General features: G+C 58.0%; 13 protein-coding genes. 5 read left to right on the forward strand and 8 right to left on the reverse strand.

What is annotated here, in order from left to right; all coding sequences use genetic code 11:
• Positions 1–41 precede the first annotated feature (41 nt).
• Together ACFFFR_RS04110 and ACFFFR_RS04115 are read left to right on the forward strand one after the other, a co-directional pair.
• Entirely contained in the window at positions 42–557 is a 516-nt protein-coding gene (locus ACFFFR_RS04110; protein WP_377458262.1) for a hypothetical protein, read from the forward strand.
• Positions 558–632: 75 nt separating this feature from the next.
• The gene (locus tag ACFFFR_RS04115) at positions 633–1,577 is read left to right on the forward strand and encodes a toxin-antitoxin system YwqK family antitoxin (RefSeq protein ID WP_377458263.1); all 945 of its coding nucleotides are present in this window, start codon (positions 633–635) and stop codon (positions 1,575–1,577) included.
• Here ACFFFR_RS04115 and phnE read toward each other — a convergent pair.
• The 4 genes from phnE to ACFFFR_RS04135 are packed head-to-tail and all read right to left on the reverse strand — an operon-like array spanning position 1,574 to position 5,298.
• Positions 1,574–2,431: a phosphonate ABC transporter, permease protein PhnE gene (gene phnE, locus ACFFFR_RS04120; RefSeq protein WP_377458264.1), complete on the reverse strand. Its 858-nt coding sequence runs from the start codon at positions 2,429–2,431 to the stop codon at positions 1,574–1,576. The genes ACFFFR_RS04115 and phnE overlap by 4 nt on opposite strands.
• Positions 2,428–3,183, reverse strand: coding sequence for a phosphonate ABC transporter ATP-binding protein (locus ACFFFR_RS04125; RefSeq protein WP_377458265.1), 756 nt, complete (start codon positions 3,181–3,183; stop codon positions 2,428–2,430). The genes phnE and ACFFFR_RS04125 overlap by 4 nt, the downstream gene beginning before the upstream one ends.
• A gap of 44 nt (positions 3,184–3,227) precedes the next feature.
• Positions 3,228–4,130: a phosphate/phosphite/phosphonate ABC transporter substrate-binding protein gene (locus ACFFFR_RS04130; RefSeq protein WP_377458266.1), complete on the reverse strand. Its 903-nt coding sequence runs from the start codon at positions 4,128–4,130 to the stop codon at positions 3,228–3,230.
• A gap of 37 nt (positions 4,131–4,167) precedes the next feature.
• The gene (locus ACFFFR_RS04135) at positions 4,168–5,298 is read right to left on the reverse strand and encodes a TIGR03364 family FAD-dependent oxidoreductase (protein ID WP_377458267.1); all 1,131 of its coding nucleotides are present in this window, start codon (positions 5,296–5,298) and stop codon (positions 4,168–4,170) included.
• A 189-nt stretch (positions 5,299–5,487) separates the two neighbouring features.
• Between ACFFFR_RS04135 and ACFFFR_RS04140 the strand changes: the two genes are divergently transcribed.
• Positions 5,488–6,267 carry a GntR family transcriptional regulator gene (locus ACFFFR_RS04140; RefSeq protein WP_377458268.1) on the forward strand — a complete coding sequence of 260 codons (780 nt, stop codon included), beginning with the start codon at positions 5,488–5,490 and terminating at the stop codon, positions 6,265–6,267.
• A gap of 23 nt (positions 6,268–6,290) precedes the next feature.
• A complete protein-coding gene (locus tag ACFFFR_RS04145; protein ID WP_377458269.1) occupies positions 6,291–6,968 on the forward strand; it encodes a phosphonatase-like hydrolase in 678 nt (225 codons plus the stop codon).
• Positions 6,969–7,037: 69 nt separating this feature from the next.
• On the opposite strand, the gene ACFFFR_RS04150 is transcribed toward ACFFFR_RS04145, so the two are convergent.
• From ACFFFR_RS04150 to ACFFFR_RS04160, 3 genes are all read right to left on the reverse strand, one after another.
• Positions 7,038–8,339: an SH3 domain-containing protein gene (locus tag ACFFFR_RS04150; RefSeq protein WP_377458270.1), complete on the reverse strand. Its 1,302-nt coding sequence runs from the start codon at positions 8,337–8,339 to the stop codon at positions 7,038–7,040.
• Positions 8,340–8,461: 122 nt separating this feature from the next.
• The gene (locus ACFFFR_RS04155; RefSeq protein WP_377458271.1) at positions 8,462–10,006 is read right to left on the reverse strand and encodes a threonine/serine exporter family protein; all 1,545 of its coding nucleotides are present in this window, start codon (positions 10,004–10,006) and stop codon (positions 8,462–8,464) included.
• Positions 10,007–10,009: 3 nt separating this feature from the next.
• A complete protein-coding gene (locus tag ACFFFR_RS04160) occupies positions 10,010–10,885 on the reverse strand; it encodes a DsbA family protein (RefSeq protein WP_377458272.1) in 876 nt (291 codons plus the stop codon).
• Positions 10,886–10,977: 92 nt separating this feature from the next.
• Here ACFFFR_RS04160 and ACFFFR_RS04165 point away from each other — a divergent pair, with 92 nt between their 5' ends.
• On the forward strand, positions 10,978–12,129 hold the full coding sequence (locus tag ACFFFR_RS04165) for an ABC transporter ATP-binding protein (protein WP_446686094.1): 1,152 nt from the start codon (positions 10,978–10,980) through the stop codon (positions 12,127–12,129).
• Positions 12,130–12,145: 16 nt separating this feature from the next.
• Here the strand turns inward: ACFFFR_RS04165 and treZ are convergent, their stop codons facing one another.
• Complete coding sequence (gene treZ, locus ACFFFR_RS04170) at positions 12,146–13,963, reverse strand: malto-oligosyltrehalose trehalohydrolase (RefSeq protein WP_377458274.1); 1,818 nt, start codon at positions 13,961–13,963, stop codon at positions 12,146–12,148.
• Position 13,964: the final 1 nt, after the last annotated feature.

Consider the following 13,964-nt stretch of genomic DNA (forward strand, 5'->3'; position numbering starts at 1 on the left):
ACTGACACCACGTCCTTGTTCATACTCGTCAGCGTAGAGGCATGCGATCAAAGTATGTGAGGCACGACTTGGGCTACGCGATCAATATATGTAAGGTACGCCGGTCAATTGCAAAAGACTACGAGTCGGGCAAACTAGAGATCGACAAGAACAGTTCTACACACGATGTTGTTCCAGAGGTTCGGTACCGAAACCGTTGGGACTCACCACCGATCGGTGACTCTAGCCGAGGCTATTCCATGGCCGGGGACTACTACTATGCAATCTCCATAGCTGACAATGAGAAGGTGTTCCGAGGAATCCCGATTAAGGTCAAGTTCACCGTTGATGTGACTGGCACACCCTCGGGCCAACCGGAGTTCCCGGAACAGGAACAGCCACAGGACGAGCAAAGCTCCCCCGGTCAGTCCGAGGATCAAGGTGAAGCCAATGCCGGCGGCGAACAGGCTGCCGGCTCTGATGGTGGCGCCAACCTACCGCTGATCCTGGGCATTGGCGCAGCAGTTGTGGTTGTCGGTGCTCTAGGGTTCCTCTTGGGCCGTCGCAAGAAGAGTTAGGAGCCGGCAGAAGGTTTCCGCATTCACGACGCACATTCATCACCATTGCGTATGTTTTTGGGGTAAAACTTAATCATGAGAAAGCCCCCGTCTGCTTCGAAACTGACTCCGGACCCTCGTTGGCTTGAGGGTGCGCAGAACTATGTACAGCGCTTAGATCCCGGCGAGGTGGAAGAGCTTGTCGCCGGGCATCAACAAGCCACTCAAAACGATGATGCTTCGGTGAGCTATCTGTGGCTTGATGATGCCGACCGCCCGCACCGGACAGACGCCCCTGCCATGCTCACGCTGGCGTCCGGGTTGGTTACCAAAGTTCAGTACTTCGAACACGGAAACCTGCACCGAAGTGACGGTCCTGCAGAAATCGAACTGCAGGACGGCAAACCCGTCGCGGTGGCATGGCTACAGCATGGAACCGCGACCAACCCCGCCGGTCCGGCACAGTTACAGCTTTTCCCTGATGGGTCTGTCGCCCACATTCTCTGGACAGACGACCAAGGTCAGAAGCACCGGGCTGACGCTCCGGCGATGCAGCGGTTCAACGTGGATGGTTTCGTTCTTGAAGAGGAATGGTGGCAGCACGACCAGTTGCACCGCCTTGACGGCCCGGCCGTAACCACCCGTACCGATTCGGGAGAAGTAACTTCGCGCTGGTTTTACCGCAACCACACCCTGCACAACGAGCTTGGGCCCGCGCACGAGTCATTCTTCCCCGGCGGCGCGCCGGAACAACGGGTCTACTACACCGAGGGGTTGGAAGACCGAAACGAGGGACCGTACTTTGAAGGGTTTCACGTCGACGGATCCTTGGCCGAGCATCGCTGGGCCAAGGAGGGACGCCTCGAACGGGTCGAAAAGTACGACGAGGCAGGCAAGTTCCACTGCTCCGACGGCCCTGCTGTTATTAGATACAAGAAAGACGGGACCGTAAAAACAGAACAATTCTGGTTTCACGGTCGCCGTCAATCATCGATGGATGAACTCTTGTCACACGCCCAAAATGATGCGCAGGGCTCCTAGGCGGCTAGTCGTTTGCGGATCGCGGAAGAGAACAGATCCACCGCGATAACCATCACCAGCACGATCAGGATATGCGTGAGCATCGCGTCGAACTGGAAAGACTTGATTGATTGGTTGATAAGCAACCCGATACCGCCGGCACCAACCAGTCCCAAGACCAGTGAAGAGCGGACGTTGACGTCGAATCGGTACAGCAGCAACCCCAACATTGAGGCGCTGACCTGAGGGATCGTCGCGTTGGCCACGATCTGGTTCCGGTTGGCGCCCACCGTTGACAGTGCCTGCGAAGGGCCTGGGTCGATATCTTCGATCGCTTCCGCCCACAACTTCCCCATGACACCGGTGTTGTGACAGATCAAGGCAAGCACACCCGCGAATGGGCCCAAGCCAACGGCAGTGACAAAGATCAGCGCGAAGACGATGTCGGGTACCGCGCGGAAGAAGGACAAGATCGAGCGGGATAGTTGGTACACGATTGGGTGTGGACTGGTGGTGCGCGATGCCCACACTGCCAAGATTCCGCTGGTGGGAATCGACAAGGTGGTGCCGAGTAGACCGATCCACAAGGTGATGCCGCTTGCTTGGATACCCGGCCACAGCACCTGCTCCCAATTCAAGTTCGGTGGCAAGGCTTCGGAAAGGAAGCGGACCATACCGCCGGATCCGTCCACTAACCCCGTCAGGGAGAATTCTGTCTGTTGGAACGCCACGATGTGGGCGACGACCAATGCCGTCAGCAGTGCGGCTACGGGCCAGTTTCGCCATGAGGTCCGCGTTGGCGGCTCGAGTGTCACCCGGAGTTTGGAGCCGTCAGTAGAAGTCGCTTCCAACTCATTGATGGTTGAGGTTTTCACGCTTTCTCCTGTGGATTGTAAAGGTCAAGGACCGCGTCACTTGCGGCAGTTGAGGCCGGCTCGTCCAACACGAGCTTTCCGTGTTTGAGTCCGATGAGCCGGTCAGCATAGCGGAAGGCCAGGTCCGGTTGATGCAGGACTGCCGCTACAGCCAGGCCCTCAGTGTGGGCTAGATCAGAAAGCAACGTCATGACTTGTTCGGCCGCTTGTGGGTCTAGAGCAGATACAGGTTCATCGGCAAGGAGCACTTCTGCGCGCTGACAAAGAGCTCGAGCGATCGCCACCCGTTGCTGTTGACCACCGGATAGTTTTCCAGCCGGTTCCGCGGCACGGTCAGCCAGCCCAACCCGCTCCAGCGCTTCCATCGCTTCTTGGCGGATGCTTGCCGGGAAAAAGAGTGGGTGCATCGACTGCCACGTCGACATTCGGGCAAGCGCCCCAGCACAAACGTTGTCGAGCACGCTGCGGCGCGGCACCAAGTGAATCTTCTGAAAGACCATGGCCGCATCCGCACGGTGATTGCGCTCGGCTGCGTCGGCCACACCGCACACCTCGATGTTCCCGCCGTCATGATCAAGCAGGCCGGCCACTGCCCGAAGTGTTGTTGATTTACCCGACCCGTTAGCGCCAAGGAAGGCCACCAGCTCCCCAGCCCGAACCGTAAAACTCAATCCATCCAGAACAGTGCGCCCGTTGAAAGCGATATGCAGCTTATCAACGACGAGTTTTTCCTCTTTCCCTGGCGTCTGCATTGGTCTTTCTGTCCTCAGTGCAGGTTTAGTGTCCAGCAGTGACATCAAACGTCCTTTTCGCTGAGTTTCATGGTTTGAGCTAGGTCAAACAGTGGCTGATAGGTTTCCTTGGTGACTTCTACAAGCGGGCCGGGAGGGGTTACATCAAGGAAGGCCCCGATTTTCTCCACGTCCTCCGTGTCAAGGCTCAGAAGTGCTTCTTTGACCGCGGTCTTGAATTCTTCTGGAGCATCCCCGCGCACGGTAATCGGATCATTCGGGATGGGCTCTGACTTCCAGATTTGTTTGAAGTCCTCCGGGTTGAAAGTTCCTTCGGATTGAGCTGTGCCCAAGCTTTGAGAGTTAATCTGAGCTGCATCGACCGTGCCGTTCTTCAGCGCCAGAAGTGCCTCGGGGTGGCCACCGGAGTAGTTGATGTTCAACTCGTTTTCCTGCAAACCTGCCTCTGCAAGCGCGTACCGGGGCAACACATCCCCAGATGTTGAGCCGATGCTACCGAGGGCAAGATCCTTGCCCTTCAAGTCTTCAATCGAGTCAATGCTGGAGTCTTTGGCTACCCAGATCCCTCCGGTGTAGCTGGAGAGCTCACCGTCAGCGAGTCCGAAAGATACAAGTGGTTCGGCACCGGCCCGCTCAGAGGCGAACACGTAACCCAACGGCCCGAATTGGCCCAGGTCGAGCTTTCCGTTTTGCATCGCCAGCACTTCGGCCGAGTAGTCCTCAAGAACGGTCACCTCTACTGGGCAATCGAGCTTCTTCTCAAGGGCCTGACCCAGAACTTGGTATGCAGGTTCAAGCTTTGCAGGGTCTTCATACGGTTCGATACCGAATTGAATCTTGCCGTTGGGGCAGGTGGCTGATTCGGCTTGAGCCTCTCCCCCGCAAGCGGCCAGGGCCAAGGGCGCAACGAGGGCAAGCATGGCAAGAGTTACTTTTGAACGTTTCATGGTGGTCCTTCGCGGTAAGACTGAAAACTGTTTTTGGTCAGACTGCGCTCAGCGCAGAAGTAAGTTGGGTCAGGTTTTCTTCGGCCAAGCCGAAGGAGATGGTCATGCCGATGCCCGTGGCGACGGTCACGGCAGTTACGCGGGCAGACACCTCTTCGACGACCAGCGGTCGCACATCAGATGAGGCGTAGACACCTTGCCAGCGCTGCAGAACCTTCAGTTCTGGCACCCCGAGGTAGTCAGCTGCTTCACGCAGTAAGAGGTTGCTGGTTGCTTCTTCGAGGAACGGTTGCACGCTCCGGTCATAAACATGAGAGTCACCGACGAGGACAGTCCCGTCAGGACGGCGGGTAAACATGCAGTTTGCACCAATGGAGAGAAGTTCTGGTTTCGCTGCGACAATGCGATCACGTAGTGAAGCGGCCGCCGCAGTTTCAGCGAATGCGTCATAGCGTAAGAGCGAGGTGCCAGTCAGGATGGCCGAATGGGTGGTGAAATGCTCCGGAGCAGCCACCAACATCATGTTGAGGGCACACTCGCGGATCCCGGACTGTTCTGCCAGCCCTGGCAAGACCCCGTTGAGTTCATGGCCTACGCACACGATGGTGTGTCCGGTGGTGAAAGATCCCCGGGTTGTCTCGACCAGACCGTCCTGTACCCCGGTGACTCGGGTGTTGTACAGGATCTCGACGTTGGCTTGTTTGTTCAACCAGCTGGCTATTCGCGGAGCTGCTTCCCGGGGGTCGACGCGCAGGTCCATCGGCAGATAAGCACCGCCGACCGCGACTGTTTCAGTTGTTCCCAGTGCGGCCTGGATGTCAGTGGCGTCCAGCAATTGGACTTTGTCCGTGCCCTTCTCAGCTTGGACTTCAGCGAGTACGGACATCTCTTCGGTGCCGGTCGCCAACACATAGGCGCCAGCCTCTTGGGCCCAGAACCCGGCATCGGTCGCCGCGGCCAGCCACTGTTCGCGACCCTGTTCAGCGAGGAGCCCGAAGTGTCCTGTCTGTCCGGTGATGCAGCAGTGCCCAAAGTTACGCACTGAGGCGCCAACGGTGCCATCGTTTTCCTCAATGATGCGGACGCTCAACCCTCTGCGCTGGGCGGCCCATGCGTGAGCCAGGCCAATGATTCCTGCACCCACAATCGTGATGTCTGTTGTTCTCATGTCTTCGAGATTGCGGCATCCGACAGTCCCGCCGCAAGCCAAAAGGGCACTTGTCTAGACAAGTTAGGCGAGTGTTCATCTTCTTGCCGCAGTCGTTCATTTTAGGCGGTGTTATGTTCCCATTTCGTTCATCTAGAGTTTGCCCAATCCGCTGGAATCAACACTGTTAGGCATGGTTGGATTGAACTTATGCAGACAAGTTTGACCGCAGGGTCATCAACCTCAGCTGATGCCCTCCACGCCCAGATTGCCGACGCGTTACGTGAGCGCATAGCCACTGGCGCGCTGCCACGCGGAGCTAGTCTTCCCAGCGAAGCTGAACTGTGCAAAGAGTTTCAGGTTTCTCGGGGGACCGCCCGACAAGCCATCGCTGCCTTGCGCGCTGAAGGGCTCATCATGGTCTCCCGCGGTAAACCGCCACGGGTGGTCGGCACGGTTCCCTCACAGGAACTTTCTACGTTTTTGTCCTTCAGCGAGTGGGCCAAGTCTTCAGGCCGCACCCCGGGGCAACGGACCCTAGAGACTGCCCGGCGACTCGTGTCCCCGGCCGCTGCAGCAGCATTAGGTTTAGACCAGGAGGAGGCAGTAGTAGAGGTTCTTCGACTACGCACTCTGGACGAGGTTCCGGTGATGGTTGAGCGAACAACCTTCATCATGGAAGCCGGTCGGCACTTGTTTAACTTCGATCCGGACTCCGGATCAATTTTCGCCTACCTCAGCTCACAGGGTGTCGACCTGCATGCCGCTCGACACACCTTCGATGCACTCAACGCCGATTCAACAGATGCCAAGTTGCTCGAAGTAGAGGAAGGTACGGCGCTACTACGCGAAACCCGAGTGACGTTTTCTGCAGACGGGGTTCCCCTGGAGTATTCAGAGGACCGCTACCTACCCGGTTCAGTGACCTTCACCGTAGAAAACACAATGCAAAACCGCACGGCAGTTGTCAGGGCGCTACCCCAGCCGTAAACACAATATAGAAAGCACACACCATGCCAACAATCGAACTCGTAGCCTGCGATATGGCCGGCACCACCATTGATGAACACGGAGACGTCTACCGCGCACTACACACCTGCGTTGTCGAGACCGGCACCCCCGTCACAGATGAAAACCTACAAACCTGGATGGGTGCCGATAAGGTCGAGGCCATCACAGCGTTGCTTCAGCTTGGCGGGCACCCCGCAGATGAGACCACCGTTCGGGCCTGCTTTGATCGATTCCGTTCACTGCTACGCCAGTACTATCAGGAAACACCTCCGCAAGGGCTTCCCGGGGTCGAACAAGCTTTGCGCACGCTGAAGGAACGCGGAATCAAGGTCGCACTCACTACTGGTTTTTCACGTGATGTTGCTGAGCCGCTCCTCGAGTCCTTGGGCTGGGCAGTCGGCGAGGATGAACTTCTGGACGCGGTCGTGTGCTCCGATGAAGTCGCAGCCGGCCGCCCCTACCCTTACATGATTCATCGGGCGATGGAACGAACCGGAGTGAAAGATGTGGCCACAGTTGCGGTTGCCGGCGACACCATCGTTGATGCACAAGCTGGTGCCGCCGCAGGTGCCAGCCATGTATTTGGCGTCCTAACTGGCAAGCTGACCAGTGCAGACTTTGACGGCAGTGGTGTCACTGAAGTCATTGGATCGGTCGCTGAGCTTCCGGAGCGACTCTAGTCCAACAACGAATGAAGGGCTGCTCGAATCCATTGCGGATCTGAGCAGCCCTTCTGCACTCTTGTGGAATTAGCGTCCGACGTACTCGAAATGCCAGTACTCGGCGTACGGTGAACCCTTTTCCAAACGTTTTGGATGGATCCAGTTGTACTTGTGCGAATTGGCCTTCAGCCATTTGAAGCGTGCGGACTCAAAGTTGTACTTGGTCCACTCTGGGACATCGATGGCCATGCCATAACCATGGATTGAGGTGCCAGGAACCGCCGCGATGTACGGGCCAAGTTCGCGGTACAAGTGATCTTGCGTCCCGCGAGTACGGTAGATCAAGTCGATATCAATGTTGTGCCCGAACCGTTTCTTGAACGCATTGTTCAACCGGGTCAGATCGGCCAAGGCCGGAGCCGCAATGAGAGTCTTCTCTGGATCCCAAGGAACGGCCACGAGCATTGAGTTCGGGATCCGCCCGTTGGTCTGCCGCTTGACTTGGGCCGCGGTTATGCCCCGGCTATTCGAGGTGGGGGCAGTGGATGTGCGCTGCAGCATGTGAGCCTGCACCCATCCCCACGTTCCCTGGGTGCGAACGAAGTACCAACCCGGCAGGGAACCGCCACGGCGTTCGTTCACAATGTCCCGATACATCACCGAGTTCGCTGGGATGTCAGTGATACGCACCTTACGACCAGCAACCGTGTAGAGGCGGATTGCGCTCTTGGACCAGTAACGGTCAGTCAGGCCGGCCCGGTTTGAGGTGTACTTACCACTGATCTTCACCTCTTTACCACCGGTGACCCCCGGGTTGTTTAGAGCAGCCGAAGTACGCGTCAAGTGGCTAGACGGCATCCAACCGGTCTTACCGTTGTGGCGAACACGCAGCCATGATCCATAAGTTCCGGTGACTTGAGCTACCGTACCGCGGAACATGGTCTGAACTTTCTTAGAGCTGGTCGACCGGCTTGCGTACATACTGGTGTTCCGGTTCACCGATGCGCGGTAGCTAACGGTGGTAATCGGCGAGGTTGACGTTGTCGTTGCGGTGGTCCGCGTCAGATGAGCTTTGGCAATCCACCCAACTTTTCCGCCACCACGAGCCCGGACCCACGAACCGTATTCGCGGTCCACGCGAAGCGTGTAGTTCGTACTAAAGGTGCGAATCAGCGTCGCGCTCCGACTGCGCGACGACATCATCCGGACGGTGCGATTAGCTTTAGCCAGGTAATTGACGGTTTTCAGCGTGCTGGCCGGCGCAACCACAGTCGAGGATGGCTGAATAGCACTGACGGAAACTGCCTGCGCGGGCACAAACCCCACACCTGCCAACATGGCGCCAGAGGCAGCGACAGCTGCAAACTTCTGTTTCAAACGAGACTTCATGGGCATATCCCTCCACTACCCACAGCGACCGAACGGTCGGATCATCGAGATTAATAAATCTTACCAATAAGTAAGCTTGCCTTACCTATTGTGACTTGCTAGTTACGAGTGATCGGTACGGGTTAGCGCCTACGGCGACGACGCTGGAAGATCGCTTTGCTCGGTGTCAGGGGACGGGCAATATTGTCACCGAGCGCCACCCCAGCCGCAATCGCCATGATGACCATGGACGCATTGAACATGCCCACCAAGCCATCCACGATGGCACCGGAGTCCATGGCGATGGAGTACATGGAGCGGAAAATTGTCAGACCTGGCAGCAAGAACAAGATCGCCGGCACCGCAACGACTAATTGCGGGGCACCCATCCGCAAAGCTACAGCACGTGCCGCCGCCCCGATGACGGTTGCCGCAATGGCTGGGGTAAGGCGAGGCCCGGCCCCGAATTCGATGGCAAGGGTGTAGGCAAAGAACCCTGCCAAGGAGACTAACGCGGTCGGCAAGAGCAGACGTGGTTCGCTCTGTTCCACCACGCCATCTGCTGCCGCCGCTGCCATCACGATGGCGCCGAGTCCAAGAATCGGCAGGCTCGAGGGTTGGATCTCGATCAGGTTCAGTTCCGCGGCGCCAAAGGTGTCAGCCAGCACGACCGCCGCGACGATCCCGGCCACCATGGCCGCATAGCTGAGCGAAGCAGAGACGAACCGTCCGGCCGCCGTCAAGGGGAAACCGTTAATGCCGTCTTGGACCGCTGAGACGAATCTTGCCGAAGGCAACAGCATCATCAGCCCGCCTGCGACCACCATGGACGGGGCCACGGGCACAGCCAAAGCCGCCAGCCCGAAGGCCACGATGGTGGCGACAAAGCCGCCGGCCATGGTCGTGAAAAACTCTGGTACGCGAGAGCGATGCAAGACGCCGATCGCCCACATCACCAGCAGTGTCGAGGCGAAAGACAGTCCGCCCTCTAGCCAGCTACCACCAATGTAGACAACGAAGAGACCGGCGAAGATTCCTGCGGCGGGCAAGGCCAACCATTTGGGGAAAGGTTTTGGTTTGCGGGTGATTTCTTCGAACTCGGCACGGGCCTGCGCATGATTGATCTCGCCTGCTGCAATGTCAGTCACCAATCGGTGCAGAGCGGCCAAGCCGGCATAGTTTTGGCTCCAGGAGCGCACCACGCGTGAGAGCGTATACCCGGACCCGTCCATGGGTGCGTAGTTGAGAATCAAGGACTGGTTGTTGACGTCGACCTCAACATCCGAAATGTTGAAGGACGCGGTGATGGCGATGGCTGAAGATTCGACTTCTAACGCGGTAGCGCCATAACGGAATAGAGACTCTCCCACGTCCAGGACGAAGCCCAAGGCACTGCGAATGTCCTCTTCAGCTTCTTCCCGCGCGATGGGATTCGCGTACGGGGTTCCCGCTAACCGTCCCAGAATCGTCATCGCTTGGGTGGGCGGTGACGACTCCGCGAGTTTTTTCAGGGCTGGAACAGCGGGAAAACGGAAATAGTTTTCCCGCTGCATCCGGCTCATGCGAAAAGCGCGGTCTTTCTTACGACCCGGCTTGGTCGTGGCCGCCGGTTGGATAACCGGGACGATAGGAACTTGGTCTGTACTGTCCCGGCGTTCGGGAATCGGTTCCAGCGGCTCCGCGTTCACGGCCTAGTTCTTAGCAGTCTCAGACAGTGCGTCTGCGTAGAATTCTTGGAAGTTCGGCTGCTGCTGAGCATCCCACGACTTGTCGTTGACGTACACGGTCGGGGTACCAGGAATCATGTCTTCCCGAGCCTTGCCGGTGGTGTAGTTCACGAATGGACGGAACTTGTTGTCGTTGACGCAGGAAGTCACGTCAACGTCGGAGGCTTGAGCCAGCTCAATCAGTTCCTTATCGCTCTTCTCTCCACCAGCCTGACCGGCGTAGAGAGCAGCGTTCACTTCCATGAACTTTTCTGGGGCGGTGTCAGCAACGCAGGCCAGCATGTTCGCTGCGCGGGCCGAGAAGTTTGTTGGGGAGTTCTTATCGAGGAAGCCTACGGTGCGGTATTCAACTTCAATGTCGCCAGCCGCAGCTTTTTCCTCAAGGAAGGTGGAGTTTTGCGCTTCGAACTCTGCACAATAACCGCAGGCAGGGTCCGCGTAGATGACGACCTTATCGGTCTTCCCTTCCGTTGCAGCTGAGACACCAGCTGGGACCTTTGGGTTTTCCATGTTAGCCATGAACTCTTCTTCGCTCGGCTCATGCAGGCCTTCCACGGTGACTTCTTCAACTTCCTTGTCGGAGACAGCCGTGTTGGACACAAAGTTGATGCCGCCATTTTCGGTGGCACCTGCTGGAGCCGGACCCGCATCAGGAATGTTCCGCGACGAGTTACCGATAATGATGATGGCAACGATGCCGATGACAGCTAAGACTAGAGCAATCACGCCAACACGCAGCAGTAGCGAGTTACGCTTCTGTGCCTTTTGTTTGGATTCGTGTTGCGCGCGGATGCGATCCCGCGCGCTTTGTCCCTGATTGCTCTTCTTGGCGTTGGCCATTAGATCTCCGTAAAACCTTGCTCGAACATGGGAGCCATTTCTCCCCGTTACATCTTAGCTAAACACCGGTGCCTGAGACTAAGCTCAAGACCATGGCCAGCATCACCTTTGAAAAAGTTACCCGGCATTTTCCGGGACAGCAACGTCCAGCCTTGAAAGAGCTGGATTTGCAGGTTGAAGATGGGGAATTTCTGGTCTTGGTTGGGCCTTCCGGATGCGGCAAGTCCACCACACTACGGCTTTTGGCTGGCATGGATCAGCCGAGTTCGGGCGAGATCCTGTTGGGCGGAGAACGGGTCACGGACACTCACCCGAGGGATCGGGACACCGCCATGGTGTTCCAGAACTACGCGCTGTACCCGCATATGTCGGTGGCGGAGAACATTGGTTTCGCCCTCAAAATGGCTAAGGTGCCCGCGCCGCAACGACGCGAACGGGTAGCGCAGGTGGCTCGGATGCTAGATCTTGAGGAAGTCTTGGATCGTAAACCGGGCCAGCTTTCCGGTGGGCAACGTCAACGCTGCGCCATGGGGCGGGCTCTCGTTCGGACACCCAAAGCTTTTCTTTTGGATGAGCCTTTGTCGAACTTGGATGCGTCGTTGCGGTTGCGTACCCGCGCTCAGATCACCGATTTGACGCGGCGGCTGAACATCACCACGTTGTACGTGACCCACGATCAAACCGAAGCCATGACCATGGGCGATCGGGTCGCAGTCCTGAAAGACGGCCAGCTTCAGCAAGTCGCCAAACCTGATGAGCTGTACAACACACCGGCCAACGCGTTCGTCGCCCACTTTATTGGCAACCGTGGCATGAACCTCGTCCTGGGTGATGTGCGCCGCGAAGAGGGTCGTACTTACACTGCACTCGGTCAGCTTGAGTTAGCCATCCCGCGGGAGCAGGCAGATCGCGTCGATACCGACATGGTGATCATCGGTGTCCGGGCTGAAGACCTCGTTCTAGTGCCGGCTGATATGCCTGGTCTAGATTGTGAGGTGGTCATGATCGAACGTTTGGGTGCAAGCCAGTTCATCTATCTGCGTTCAGCTATCTCGCCGATGCGTCACGTTCACTTCGGGGCCATCGGCGAGGAGGAAGATGATCTGCACAACAGCGCCCCGCTGTTCGCGGTCCAACTTGATCACCGTGCCACCGCGCCCGCAGAAGGATCTAGGGTGCGGATCGCTCCGGAGACCGGTGACGCGGTCCACTTTTTCCACCCCGATTCCGGACAACGGCTCTAGACCGTTCATCTTGGGTTTAGAAGACGACGGTCCCGTGAGCCGCCAGCATGGCGGTCTGCGGGGCATAGGTATCTGCAAAGCTCAGGATGGGTTTCCGCCCGTCGAGCACGCTTGCGGGTAGCGACAGTGGTTCTTCGCCGAAGTTCACCACGACGGTGCGTTCTCTACGCTGCAACGCCAGCCCACGTTCGCCGACGAGTTCAGCGCTGTGCTTATCGAAGGCCCCAACATGGAAATTCTTGTCTTCGTGGCGCAGCCTGATCAACTGCTGGTACCAGGCGAACATGAGCTGACCGCGAGCGCTGGCTAGGTCCGCCTCCTGCAGGACTGATGCATCACGGGTTGTGTGATCTTGTGGATCGGGTACCAAAGCCGCGTCCCAGCCCATTGCCGCGAACTCGTTGAAGCGTCCGGCCCTTGTGGCCTCAGCAATGACCGGATCTTGATGATCGGTAAAGAACTGCCAAGGCGTGGACGCCGCGAATTCTTCTCCCATGAACAGCATCGGCGTGTAGGGACCCAACAGTGTCAGCGCTGCGGCGATCGCCAATTGTCCGTCCGAGCAGAGCGCGGACAGCCTGTCCCCTGCAGCCCGGTTGCCCACCTGATCGTGTGTTTGGTTAGACACCACCAGCTGCCACGGCTCTTCCCGCTCCAGATCTAACGGTGCCCCGTGGTGGCGCTGCCGGAAGGAGGAGTAGTTGCCGTCATGGAAAAACCCGGTGTTCAATGTTTTCACGAGGGCGTCGAGTTCTGCGAAGTCACCGTAGTATGAGTCCGTCTCACCGGTGAGAGCCACGTGCAGTCCGTGGTGGAAGTCGTCGCACCACTGGGCGTGCATGCGGTATCCGTCATTGCGCAAGGTGGCGGGGTCGTTACGGTCTGATTCTGCAATGAGCCACTTCTTGCGACCACTCGCCGCTTCAATCTCGTCGCTGACGCTACGGATGTCCGCCAGCAGGTGGGTGGCCCGGTTGTCGACGATGGCATGTACGGCATCAAGCCGAAGGCCATCCACCCGGTAGTCCTCCAAGAAGAGGCGCACGTTGTCCAACACGTACTGCCGGATCCCGTCCGAGTGTGGGCCGGAGAAGTTCAGCGTGGTCCCCCACGGGCTGGGTACTTCCGAGAGAAAAGGACCGAAGACCGGCGCGTAGTTCCCCGACGGGCCGAAGTGGTTGTACACCACGTCTTGGATGACACCGATCCCGAGCAGGTGGGCGGCGTCCACAAAGGCTTGGTAGGCCGCCGGGCCACCGTAGCTCTCGTCAACCGCGAACCAGTTGACTCCGTCATAGCCCCAGTTGTGGGCGCCTTCGAAGCCGTTGACCGGCATGAGCTCGACGGCGTCTACTCCGAGTTCTGCAAGATACGGTAGTTTATGCCGGGCAGCATCGAGGGTCCCTTCGGCGGTAAAGGTGCCCACGTGCAGTTCGTAGATCACCGCGCCCGGTAGCTCTAAGCCCGACCAGTTGCTCTCACTCCAGGTGAAGGCTGCCGGATCGTAGGGGGCAGAAAGCTCGTGGGGCCCTTCGGGCTGGCGCAGTGATCGTGGGTCGGGCAGTACTTTGCCTGAGAGGTTCCACTCCGAGGCCGTCAGGGTATCGGCGATGAAGCCGTATCTGCGCACCTTCTCGGTTTGGATTCGGCTAGTCTCCGGTAGCGCCCACCAGCCACGGGTTTGGTCTGCTTCCGGTTCCGGACCGTCCGGCAGGCGCAGAAGCTCGAACTCTGAGCGATGGCCTTGGTGGTCTTCTACTACAAGGGTTACGGCCGTCGCTTCGGGCGACCAAACGGAGAAAGGCATCTGGGCGGGGTTCAGTGTGTGTTGCATG

Source organism: Micrococcoides hystricis (assembly GCF_042434215.1).
Lineage (GTDB): Bacteria > Actinomycetota > Actinomycetes > Actinomycetales > Micrococcaceae > Micrococcoides > Micrococcoides hystricis.

Excerpts from the sequence above, each read along its gene's own strand:
- ACFFFR_RS04110 (WP_377458262.1), top strand. The coding sequence starts at position 42 with ATGCGATCAAAGTATGTGAGGCACGACTTGGGCTACGCGATCAATATA.
- ACFFFR_RS04115 (WP_377458263.1), top strand. The coding sequence starts at position 633 with ATGAGAAAGCCCCCGTCTGCTTCGAAACTGACTCCGGACCCTCGTTGG.
- ACFFFR_RS04125 (WP_377458265.1), bottom strand. The coding sequence starts at position 3,183 with ATGCAGACGCCAGGGAAAGAGGAAAAACTCGTCGTTGATAAGCTGCAT.
- ACFFFR_RS04130 (WP_377458266.1), bottom strand. The coding sequence starts at position 4,130 with ATGAAACGTTCAAAAGTAACTCTTGCCATGCTTGCCCTCGTTGCGCCC.
- ACFFFR_RS04135 (WP_377458267.1), bottom strand. The coding sequence starts at position 5,298 with ATGAGAACAACAGACATCACGATTGTGGGTGCAGGAATCATTGGCCTG.
- ACFFFR_RS04140 (WP_377458268.1), top strand. The coding sequence starts at position 5,488 with ATGCAGACAAGTTTGACCGCAGGGTCATCAACCTCAGCTGATGCCCTC.
- ACFFFR_RS04145 (WP_377458269.1), top strand. The coding sequence starts at position 6,291 with ATGCCAACAATCGAACTCGTAGCCTGCGATATGGCCGGCACCACCATT.
- ACFFFR_RS04150 (WP_377458270.1), bottom strand. The coding sequence starts at position 8,339 with ATGAAGTCTCGTTTGAAACAGAAGTTTGCAGCTGTCGCTGCCTCTGGC.
- ACFFFR_RS04160 (WP_377458272.1), bottom strand. The coding sequence starts at position 10,885 with ATGGCCAACGCCAAGAAGAGCAATCAGGGACAAAGCGCGCGGGATCGC.
- ACFFFR_RS04165 (WP_446686094.1), top strand. The coding sequence starts at position 10,978 with ATGGCCAGCATCACCTTTGAAAAAGTTACCCGGCATTTTCCGGGACAG.
- treZ (WP_377458274.1), bottom strand. The coding sequence starts at position 13,963 with ATGCAACACACACTGAACCCCGCCCAGATGCCTTTCTCCGTTTGGTCG.